This is a genomic window from Streptomyces sp. NPDC051286 (assembly GCF_044455345.1).
GTDB lineage: Bacteria > Actinomycetota > Actinomycetes > Streptomycetales > Streptomycetaceae > Streptomyces.
In genome coordinates, this window is sequence record NZ_JBITER010000095.1 from 1 (window position 1) to 9,587 (window position 9,587).

9 protein-coding genes, 1 tRNA gene and 2 pseudogenes are annotated in these 9,587 nt (G+C 67.9%); 2 read left to right on the forward strand and 10 right to left on the reverse strand.

What is annotated here, in order from left to right; genetic code table 11:
* Window positions 1-58: 58 nt before the first annotated feature.
* Entirely contained in the window at window positions 59-568 is a 510-nt protein-coding gene (locus tag ACIBB8_RS36665) for a hypothetical protein (RefSeq protein ID WP_398959614.1), read from the reverse strand.
* Window positions 569-1,020: 452 nt separating this feature from the next.
* On the opposite strand from ACIBB8_RS36665, the gene ACIBB8_RS36670 reads away from it, so the two are divergent.
* Together ACIBB8_RS36670 and ACIBB8_RS36675 are read left to right on the forward strand one after the other, a co-directional pair.
* Window positions 1,021-1,140: transfer RNA gene (locus ACIBB8_RS36670), tRNA-OTHER, on the forward strand.
* Window positions 1,141-1,328: 188 nt separating this feature from the next.
* Window positions 1,329-1,886 (forward strand): GNAT family protein, encoded by a 558-nt coding sequence (locus ACIBB8_RS36675; protein ID WP_345515943.1) that lies wholly within the window; start codon window positions 1,329-1,331, stop codon window positions 1,884-1,886.
* Window positions 1,887-2,113: 227 nt separating this feature from the next.
* Here ACIBB8_RS36675 and ACIBB8_RS36680 read toward each other — a convergent pair whose 3' ends face one another.
* From ACIBB8_RS36680 to ACIBB8_RS36720, 9 genes and pseudogenes are all read right to left on the reverse strand, one after another.
* Window positions 2,114-3,364, reverse strand: coding sequence for a cytochrome P450 (locus ACIBB8_RS36680; RefSeq protein ID WP_398959626.1), 1,251 nt, complete (start codon window positions 3,362-3,364; stop codon window positions 2,114-2,116).
* Between the two features lie 3 nt (window positions 3,365-3,367).
* Window positions 3,368-4,738: pseudogene (locus ACIBB8_RS36685) on the reverse strand (NAD(P)/FAD-dependent oxidoreductase); the annotation flags it as partial.
* Complete coding sequence (locus ACIBB8_RS36690; protein WP_398959616.1) at window positions 4,735-4,962, reverse strand: ferredoxin; 228 nt, start codon at window positions 4,960-4,962, stop codon at window positions 4,735-4,737. The pseudogene ACIBB8_RS36685 and the gene ACIBB8_RS36690, both read right to left, overlap by 4 nt.
* Before the next feature lie 204 nt (window positions 4,963-5,166).
* The gene (locus tag ACIBB8_RS36695) at window positions 5,167-5,526 is read right to left on the reverse strand and encodes a hypothetical protein (RefSeq protein ID WP_398959618.1); all 360 of its coding nucleotides are present in this window, start codon (window positions 5,524-5,526) and stop codon (window positions 5,167-5,169) included.
* A gap of 88 nt (window positions 5,527-5,614) precedes the next feature.
* On the reverse strand, window positions 5,615-6,907 hold the full coding sequence (locus tag ACIBB8_RS36700; protein WP_398959620.1) for a cytochrome P450: 1,293 nt from the start codon (window positions 6,905-6,907) through the stop codon (window positions 5,615-5,617).
* A 553-nt stretch (window positions 6,908-7,460) separates the two neighbouring features.
* Window positions 7,461-7,919, reverse strand: a pseudogene (locus tag ACIBB8_RS36705) (DUF6529 family protein); the annotation flags it as partial.
* A 112-nt stretch (window positions 7,920-8,031) separates the two neighbouring features.
* Window positions 8,032-8,520: a hypothetical protein gene (locus ACIBB8_RS36710; protein WP_327241215.1), complete on the reverse strand. Its 489-nt coding sequence runs from the start codon at window positions 8,518-8,520 to the stop codon at window positions 8,032-8,034.
* Between the two features lie 2 nt (window positions 8,521-8,522).
* Entirely contained in the window at window positions 8,523-8,762 is a 240-nt protein-coding gene (locus ACIBB8_RS36715; protein WP_398959622.1) for a hypothetical protein, read from the reverse strand.
* Between the two features lie 179 nt (window positions 8,763-8,941).
* Window positions 8,942-9,587: IS3 family transposase (locus ACIBB8_RS36720; protein WP_398959624.1), on the reverse strand; the 646-nt coding region annotated here is incomplete at its 5' end.

The window sequence follows — 9,587 nt, forward strand, 5'->3', positions numbered from 1 at the left end:
TTAGACAAGCCGGATCATCGCAGGTCAAGGGGCACCTTTTCCATGCTATGACAGAACGTCACCGTCCTTGGAATTCGCGGTGAAACACCGAGGCTCGGGTGGAGATCACCCGGGCACGGCCGTCGTCCTCCAAGGTGAACGTCCACAACTCGTCCGCGCCGATCTCGCGCAGCGGCGTCGGATCGGCCTCCCACACCTCAAGCGGGGACCGGCCCTTCAAAGGCTCCGGCCGGTGGGAGGTGTTCCACCACGACACCCAGTCCAACAGGCGCGCGGTGAATTCCTCGAAGCCCAGCAGCACCTCGTCCTTCGGCCGTGCCCGGCGCCGGCCCGGGCGCGGCTGACGCACATAGCCGGGCAGCGCGGCAAGGAACATCGACTCCACCGCCCGGTTCAACCCCTCCACCGTGCCCTTCAGGTGCGGGGTGTAGGCCGGGAGGTCCTCAACCGTGACGTCGAGAGCGTTGAACGCGGCAGTCACCGTCCTCGACAAGAAGTCCTTGCCCCGGTCCACCCGCACCCGCTCCGGCAGCCCGCCCTGCAGGCCAAACGGCCTCTCGCGCAGCACCGCCGCCCGCATGCGTGCCGGGGATCCGATTCTTCTTTCTCCGGACTACCAGATCGACGAGGTGCCGAGCCGGTACTTGTGCCGGTCGTCATTCGCCCGTCTCGCGCCGGAGACGAAGCGGAACTACACGGACGACTACTGTCTGTTCTTCGATTTCCATCGAGGGCCCGGACGGTCCGGAGCAAAGCGGTGCCGCCGGACTCGTCCCATCGCTCAGTCGGGGGGATGCCGGCATCGGTGAGTGCTTCGGCCACGGCTGTGCAGTACCGGCGACCCTCGGCGTAGTCCACGGTTGGCTCCCCGTCGGTGCCGTCGGCGTTCATCGATGATCCTTGTGCTGGGCCAAAACGCGGTCACGGTATGCGCGCCATGTGTCGAACGCGGAGTGTGCTGACTCCGTGGTGAGGAAGTCTCCCGATCCGGTCTCGAAGGCACGTGCGTCCAGTGCGTCGGCGAGGACTGGACGGCACTCGGCAGAGTGCCGGAAGACCGCCTGATGGAAATGACGAAGCAGCTGCGAAAACTGTCGCATGGTGCCCCATGCCGTGGGTTCGAATCCCACGCTCTTCGCGTGGGGTGGCCCCTGACCAGCAACTATGGTCAGGGGCCGCCTGGCTTTTCGGCCTCGGACGCTGTCCGTGACCGACCACTGTTGTCCGGTGTTGACCACCCCAACTGGCACGCATCTGGCATGGGGCCGACAGTGCCGCCTCGGCGTGCCTGTTGGCCTCGCGCGCAGTGCAGCGTGATCGAATAGGGCATGGCATCGTCCTGGACCGGTAGGCGGGTGCGTCTACGCGCTATTGAGCCCGATGACTGGACGGTGTTCGCGCGCTTCGCGGACGATGACGGACGGCGAGTGGGCCGGTTGGATCTGCCGCGGTCCGCCGAGAGCTATCGTGCCTGGGCGAAGGAGCAGGCCGTTGCCGAGTGCGATGACGACCGTTTCCGGTTGGCGGTCGAAACGACGGCCACGGGGGAGCTGGTCGGCGCGGTCGGCTCACATCGCACCGGTCGTTGTTCGGGCTGGTTCGAGTTCGATGTCGTGATCGGCGCCGGCCACCGGCGCAAGGGCTACGCGGCGGAAGCCGTGGTGCTGTTGCTGCGCTTCATGTTCGCCGAGCGGCGCTATCACAAGTGCCTGGCGGCGGTCTTGGCCCCCAACGAGGCGTCGTTGGCACTTTTTCGTCGGCTCGGCTTCACCGAGGAGGGGCGCTTGCGGGAACACGTTTTCTTCGCTGGCAGGCATCACGACCTCGTCATGATGGGCATGCTCGCCGACGAGTTCGACCGGCGACACACGATGAGCGAGCCGTGAGCAGGTCGTCCGGGCGTGTGCGGAACGGTACTCGGACTTGATCGACGTTCGCTGTTGGCGGGTGTAGGCGGTCTGTCGCCGAAAGCGGGGCTGTCCTCAGCCGCGCACGGTGGCACGCAGGTGCAGGCCGGCGGTTGCGAGACCGAGGAGGGTAGCGGGTTGCTGTCGAATGCAGAGTCGGCCGGGCCGTCCGCGGCGCGACCTTGCAACTGCGCTCGGCTGCCGCGTCAACCGTCCCCCTGCTTGATGTCCAGATGGATCGGACCCCGAAGAACGGGGCTGGGCCGGTACGGCGGCGGATCGGCGACCAGCCTGGGGCGGTCGAGCCGGCGTACCAACTCGGTCAGCGCGATCTGGGTTTCCCGCCGGGCCAGCGGGCCGCCGAAACACAGGTGGATGCCGCTGCCGAACCCCAGGTGCTGGTTGTCACGCCGATCCGGGTCGAAGCGGTCCGGATCGTGGAAGCGCTTCGGATCGCGGCTGCCTGAGGCCAGCATGAGCATGATCCGCGAGCCCTGGGGAATGACGGTGTCGGCGACAGTGACGTCGCTGTACGCCGCCCGCCAGGGAATGATTTGCACGGAGGGCTCGTAGCGCAGCAGTTCCTCGACCAGCGGCACGACGAGGTCCGGTTCGTCGCGCAGTCGCTGCGGCACCTGCGGGTGGCGCAGCAGCGTCAGCATGCCGTTGGTGATGAGGTTGACGATGGTCTCATGGCCGGCGATGAGGAGCAGTCTGGCGGTGGCGACGATTTCGGCGTCGGCCATCCGACCGTCGGGCCCGTCGTCGTTGGCCAGCCGTGACAGCAGGCCATTTCCCGGCCAGCCGTGGCGCTGTTCCACCAGCTCGCCGAGGCACTGGCGCAAGTCCTTGCGGGCCTGTACGCCCTTGTCCAGTTTCTCCTTCGGGTCGGTTTTGGGGTTGTAGTCGATCGAGTTCATGATGTCGTTCACCCAGAGGTGGAACCTCGGCTCGTCCTCGCGTGGCACGCCGAGCAAGTGACAGATCACGGTTACGGGGAGCGGGGAGGCGAAATCGTCGACGACGTCGATCTGCTCCTTGCCCGCCAAATTGTCGATCAGGCTGCCGACGGTGGCGGTTAGGAAGCCTTCAAGTCCGGTCACCAGCCCAGGGGTGCGCGGGGGGCCGAAGTGGCGCATCGCCATACGCCGCAGGCGATCGTGCTCGGGCGGGTCCATGTGGATGAACGACGACGTGGCCCCTTCCTCGGCTGAGAGCAACGGACGCGACAGATTGCGCAGGTCGGAGCTCAGATGCGGGTCATTCAGTATGTCCGTGATCTCGCGATAGGTGCTGATGACGTAGCTGCCGTCCTCCTGCCGAGCCACCGGCGTCTTGCGCAACTCGGCATACAGCGGGTAGGGGTCGGCTCGGGCGGAGTAGTCGAAGATTCGTTGCAGGGTGCCGGGCGTCCCGGTCGTGGTCGTCTGGCCTTCCTCCTGCCGATGCTGGTGCACGGCCGTGACGCGGCGCTCACCCGGGTCATGGCCTGTGACGACCACCGTGGCGCCCTGCGTGAGCAGGGCGGGGCCGGGGAAGTCGACGGGCACCGGTTTCATGTCGGCCGGCTGGTCCGGCGTGGGGCAGGGGGGCGGGAAAGGTGCTGCCGTCTCGATCAGCCGTCGGTAGTGGTCCAGCCACTTGGCGTTGTTGAAGCTCACGGCAGCCGTGACGCGGCCCCGATAGCCATATGCGGTGACGAAACGGTGGTCGTCCAGCGATCCCTGGGTGACGACCACCTCGTCGGCGAAGGTCGGCACGCCGATGGACTTGATGTTGACGCCGAACTGGATCGACCAGAACAGCGGGATGGACAGGTGAGGCCAGCGGTCCGCCTGGGCGCTGACCATGTTGTGTGCCGCGACCTCTGCCTGCTCCACGGCGTTGGCCCAATGCTCCAGTGAGATGAGCCGGTACTCGTAGATCGGGTTCGGGCAACGTGCCACGTCTCCCGCGGCGAAGACGTCGTCGGTGACGCGGCCATTGATGTCGAGGGCGCGGCAGCCCGTGTCGCAGGTGATTCCCCACACGCCCGCCGCCAGTCCCGACTCCCGCAGCCACTCGGTGTTGCGGATGCTCCCGAGTGCCACCACCGCCACATCGGCGTCGATCGTGCTGGCGTCGTCGAAGTGAGCACGGCGAAACCGTCCTTGTGCGTCGCCCTCCAGCCGGGTGACCTTGGCACCGCAACGCAGGTCGACGCCGTGCGCGCGCTGCATGTCGGCCGCAACCTCGCCGATCATGGCGCCGAGCGCCCCGACCAGCGGGGCCGGCGCGAGTTCGGCGACGGTCACCGGGATGTCCCGCTCTCGGCAGATGGAGGCGATCTCGGAGCCGGTGAATCCCGCACCGATGACCAGCACACGGGAGGGCCTGGCGGCGAGGGCCCGCTGCAGGCTCTCGGCATGCTCGCGCGTACGTACGACGAACACTCCGTCCAGGGCCGCCTCGGACTCGACGAACCACGGCCGGGCCCGTACCCCGGTAGAGATCAGCACCCGGTCGAAGGGAACCTCGCGCCCGTCGGCGAGACGCACGTGGTTCGTCGCGAGGTCTAGCCCGCTGGCGGGCACGCCCAGCAGCCACTCCGCATCGATGCCACGACGGCGCGGCAAAGCGGTGCCCCCGGCCGGCACCCACCCGGTCAGTACTTGCTTGGACAAGGGAGGCCGGTCGTAGGGCTCGCCCAACTCGTCACCGATCATGGTCAACGATCCGGTGAAACCCTCGTCTCGCAGCGCCTCCGCGGCCCGCAGCCCCGCCAGCGAAGCCCCGACGACCACGATTCGGCCATCGCGCTTGAACGCACGCAGGTTGTCGGCACTGGTCATGACGGCGACGCCTCCGCCAGTGCGTGCCGCGCCTCCAGCTGGTCGACCAGGATCGCCTGGACCGGGCAGGCCGCCGCGGCGCGTAGCACCTGGTCGCGCTGGGTGTCGTCGGGGTTCGGGTCGTACATGAGCGCTTCCTCACCGTGCATCCGGAACGCCTCCGGAGCCAGGAACGCGCACTGCGCATACCCCTTGCATCGGGAAAGATCAACGACAACTTTCACCCCGACCTCCACAGGGAGTGGGAGCTGCAGACCCTCAAGCCGGCGCCACTCCGGCGCGCAACGAGGGAGGATCCGGCCGCTGCCCACCCCTCGAAGTACGAGGGGTGCACCGCGCTCGTCGGGTCTCCATGGAAAGAATTGATCATCGGCTAAGGCGATCGGCGCCTGACTAGGGACGTATCCCTCGTTGCGGCCGCATTTTGGTTACGTAAGCGACGCTCTTTTGGATTGCCGTTTCGACGGAAACCGTGTGGCACGGTGCGCCGGAATACCGTGAATCAGCCTAACAGCGGCACCGATACCTGCGAGTGCAATGGCCCGGGAGACGAACGCCTGACATCCAACGTTGACATCAACGACGCTGGACAGCGGCGTACCTTGGTAGAGGACCGGCGTACGCGGCAGCAGCGAGACGCCGAGTCTGCAGAGGTCGGATCGAACTCCTAAAGCAATTTGCGGGAACACGTTTTCTTCGCCGGCTGGCACCACGACCTCGTCATGATGGGCATGCTCGCCGACGAGTTCGACCAGCGACACACGATGAGCGAACCATGAGCCGGTCATCCAAGCGTGTGCGGAACGGCACTCGAACTTTGGTCAACGTTCGCTGTTCGCGGGCTGAGGCGGCCTGTCACTGAAAGCAGGACTGCCCTCAGCTGCGCACGGTGGCGCGCAGGCGCAGGCCGGCGGTTGTGAGACCTTCGAAGGTGGTGACCCGGTAGCTGGGTTCCGGTCCGAGCGGCTCGCTCAAGTGGTAGCAGCGGGCGGTCTGCGCAGTCAGGAGCGTCAGCATCGCCATGGCCAGAGCCGCTCCCTCGCAGCCATGCGGCCCGGTGCCGAAGGAGAGGAAGACCCCGGGTTTCGCCGGCGAGCCCGAATCATCGAGCCAACGCTCAGGCTGGAACTGGTCCGGTTCGGAGTGTTCCCGTGCGTCGCGGTGGGCGGTGTAGGGGCAGACGAGAACGGTGGACCCGGCATCGATGGTGTAGCCGGCGAGCTGAGTCCGTCGCGTGGCGCGCCGGGTCAGTAGCCAGCTCGGGGGGTGCAGTCGGAGCACCTCGCGTACCAGCGCCTGGGTGTATTGCAGTCTGTCGAGGTGGGTGCTGGTCGTCGCAGCCGGGTCCGCGGGCAGCAAGGCGGCTTCGGCCGCGACGCGGTTCGCTGCCTGGGGGTGCCGGGCCAAGTAGAGCAGGATCCATCCGGCTGCCCGGGAAGGCGTCTCGAAGGTGGCGACGGTGATTCCGGGGAGAGTGTCGAGGATGGCCTCTTCCGGCAGTAGGCCGTGGCGGGAGGAGGGCCGGAGCATCTGTCCCAGCACGTCGTCACCGAGCCGGCCCGATGAACGGCGCCGGCGGACGATGGGCCGCAAAGCGTTGGTGAAGGCGACTTGCTGCCGTGTGCGGAACCGCCGTGCCGGTGTGGGGATCCAGCGCGGCCATGCCCAGCGCGAGGGGCGTACGAGCACCTCCCGGGCCACGAAGAGCTGTGAGGCAAAGGGCAGCAGGGTGGGAGCGTCTTCGGAGAAGAGGTAGCGCACGCCGACCTCTGCCAGTGCGTGCCGGACCGGGGGCAGAATCTCGACGTCCTGGCCCGTGGGCCACTGGTCAGCAAATCGAGCGGTCCCGGGCGCGATCTCACCGATCCGGGCTGCAACCGCCTGCGGGCGTAGTCCGCGCATGCGGGCGGCGTGAGCGTGCGAACGCTCCTTGGACGTCAGTGCTCCGCTCGACCGCTTCAACGGCGGGAAGAGAGGCGAGGGTACCTTGGGGAAGTCCTGCGCGCGGCGCAGGACTGCTTCACACGGCCCGGCCGCAGCGGCTACGTAGACACCCGGCTCCAGCTGCCAGACGTCCCCGCACTCGTCAGCGCCACGGCGCGCTAGTGCCAGCCGGTCGCGGCTCCAGGCCGCGAAGCTGCCTTCGGGCAACCGCGGCGGCTCATTCATTCGGCCCATGAGATCGCCCCTGACTCTCGTACCTGTCCAGGCCGATATCGTCGGCAGCTTGGCCGGGAGCCGGCGGGCGCCCCGGGCGCCCGCCGGCAGTGCGGTCAAATCCTGTCGTCGCCGGTGTGCGTGGCCCAGTCGTGGCCGCCGTACGCACCGTAGTTGCGGGTGAAGGACAGCTTGCCGAGCAGCTTGGCGATCATGGCGCACTCCTCTCACCTGTCTTCAGCACCATGTATTTTAAGTGCCATTTTTTTATACATGCCCTATATGTCATCTTAAGAGCGTCAGCCGCACGCACGGATATAAGGCGCGTACCTGCAGGCCGGGCCCGCAGTCGGTCGACGTCGCCCCGGCGCTGAGGGGCGGTGCCGCCCCCGGCCGCAAGGTTCGGCGGCGCCGGGCACCTCAAGACCGGCGGCACCAACGCCCCGAAGGAACGGAACGGCTTTCGCGCGAACCGGTCACCTCGCACCTCGGGAAGGCGGCGGGTTGGCGAGCTGCGACCACTGCCGATAGTGGCCGACGACGGCACCGAACCGGCGCCGTCCGCCTACAGGCCGGGCGCCCGGTAGCCGTCCAGGTACCAGAACGCCGCCGAGTACCAGACCAGGGCGATCACCGTGACGAGCGCGCCACCGGCGAGCGGGAGCGCCCAGCCCGGCCAGCGGCGGTGGCGCACTACGACGACCTTGGCGACGACGGCCCCACAGAGAAAACAGCCGGCGAGCAAGTGCAGCGCCTCGCGGGTCCCGGTCAGGCTGACGCCGTGGGCGATGATGCGCTGCTGGGCGATCGGGACGGAGAACAGGAAAGCGACCATACCGATCAGGCGGTGCACGGTGGGCACCGGGTGCGGCGCGGCGCGCAGGCCGGGCAGTCGGCCGTACATCCACAGCGCGAGGAGCAGCTGGATGAGCGCCAGGCCCAACAGAGCGCTGCCCAGCTGGGCCTTGAGCAGGACGACGGCGTGGCCGTGCACCCCGAAGAGGCTGCGCCGGCACTCCGGGGTGTGTACCCGGCCCTACCAGAGCAGGGCGGCGGTCACCGCCAGGGGCAGCAACAGCCACAACAGCCCAAGGAGCTGCCGGGATTCGGTGCGCGGGGCGAGGCGTGGCATGTGATCAGCCGCCCACGCCGTCGGCCTTGTCGCCTCGAGGAGCGCCGGCCCGAGTGGATGTAGAGCGCGGCGGGCCGGTGATCAGGAAGCCGGCGAGCGAGGTCACGGCGCCGACGGCCTCGGCGATCGCGCTGGCGGTCTTCTTCGGCCACCAGGCCGGCTCGTACATGTTCGGCAGCGGACCGAGAGCGCCCACGTTCACGTACCGATAGAGCAGCACGGCGCCCAGGGCGGAAACGGACACCAGGAAGGCGAACGCCCACACCGGCCGCCGGCGACCGAGGAGCAGGACCAGCAGCGCGGCCAGGGACGCCACGGCGGCTTCGAGGCGGAACAGCGTTCCCTGGCTGATCTGCTGCCCGATCGGATCGAAGGCGTGGGCGAGGTCGGCGTGCACGTAGGCGTTCACCGCCAAGGCGGCTGCGGTCACCACTTGGAGCAGCACACGGGTGATCGTGTTGCGGCGCGGGCGGTCGCCGGGTCCGGCAGCCATCGCTACTGCCCGGTCGCGCTTGCTGCGGCACTGCCGGGCGCTGGGGACGCCGTGCCGTTCCCGCCGACCCGGAGGTGGGTGTCCATGCCGAGTTCCTTGTGCTTGTCGATGGGGCTCGGACTCCCGGTTGGGGCCAGGGCCGAACCGTTGGAGCACGCAGTGGCAGCGGTCAGCGCGGCGAGTGCCAAGAACCGCAGTCCAGCGCGGGCGCCACGCGGGGATTCGAAAACGTGCACGACCATGTTTCGAGGCCTCCCTTCCGCGACGAGACTGGTCCAAGTTTCCGATTACGCCAACGCCAACACTCGCCCCGCGCGGGCCATCACCCAGTTAGGCGAGGATGTGCCCGGGGCACGCCCCAGATCCTTCGACAGCAGCGCGGTGAGCTGCCCCGACTTTCGTAGAGTCCGCGATCGTGTGATCAAGCGGTCTGCGGGACTTGCTCCAGTTGCGCCCAGTAGGCCTGCTCGTATTCGTCGGGCGGGAGGTAGCCGAGGACGGAGTGGAGTCGTTCACCGTTGTACCACGCGACCCACTGGAAGACGGCCCGCTCGACCTCGTCGAAGTCCCGCCAGGGTCCCTGATGCTCGATCAGTTCGGCCTTGAAGGTGCCGTTCAGGGCCTCGGCCATCGCATTGTCGTAACTGTCCGCGACGGACCCGACCGACGCCGAGGCGCCGACCTCGGACAATCGCTCCGTGTAGCGAATGGACACGTATTGCGACCCGCGGTCGCTGTGGTGAATGAGGTCGGCGTCCTTCTTGATCCTCTGCCGCCACAGGGCCATCTCCAGCGCGTCCAGCGGCAGGTCGGTGCGCATGTGGGTGGCGGCCTGCCAGCCCACGATCCGGCGGGAGTACGCGTCCAGGACGAACGCGACGTAGACCCAGCCGGACCAGGTCCGGATGTAGGTCAGGTCGGCCAGCCACAGCTGATTGGGGCGTTCGGCGGTGAACCGTCGGTTGACCAGGTCCGGCGGGGGCGTGGACGAGGAAGTAGGCGATCTCGCGGTGGAGCCGGCCGTCCTTGCCGCGTCGGTTGGGGTGCACCGAGCGCCGTAGCACCAG